Here is a 527-nt window from a genome sequence, read left to right as displayed (position 1 = left end):
AATCTAACACACTATTTTTAAATCATTTTAATCACAGATTGATGCTTAAAGGCATTGCACTTTTAAGAATAAATAGCGTAATCTATAATCGGTAAAAGCAAAGCAGGTCAAGCTCTTAAATCAATAAGAGAACGCCTTTCAGGGAAGAAGAAGCCAATCATTAGCCTAGATATAGTCATTTCGTTTGACTGCACAAGCACAAATGTAACTTGCCTCTCCCACTTTAAAACTCACTCAAACCAACATGGAAGTATTATGAAAAAATTGTCCTTTATTATTGGCGCATTATTTTTGCATCTATCATTAACACCAACGGCTAATGCAGGTGATAGCAGCACATTCTCGACCCAAGATATTATTGGGTTTCACAATGCAGCATCTAGAGGAAAAGTCGATGAATTAACGGTATATATTGATCGTGGTATCGATATTAATATCGTTGAATGGAACCAGAATGACACTGCCCTAATTAAAGCAGCAAAGTTTTGCCAAGTACCGATAGCAACAATCCTACTTGATAAAGGCGC

The 527-nt window shown here is 36.2% G+C and carries 1 protein-coding gene; it reads left to right on the top strand.

Features of this window, described 5'->3' with window-relative positions:
* Nucleotides 1-255: 255 nt before the first annotated feature.
* A partial coding sequence (locus tag AB4153_RS21505) for an ankyrin repeat domain-containing protein (RefSeq protein ID WP_371998616.1) occupies nucleotides 256-527 on the top strand: 272 nt, incomplete at its 3' end.

The sequence above is a fragment of the Shewanella sp. 10N.286.52.E4 genome (genome assembly GCF_041468785.1).
Classification (GTDB): Bacteria; Pseudomonadota; Gammaproteobacteria; order Enterobacterales; family Shewanellaceae; genus Shewanella; species Shewanella electrodiphila.
Note: the sequence above shows the minus strand (reverse complement) of the source record. Positions and strands in the feature narration are given on the sequence as shown.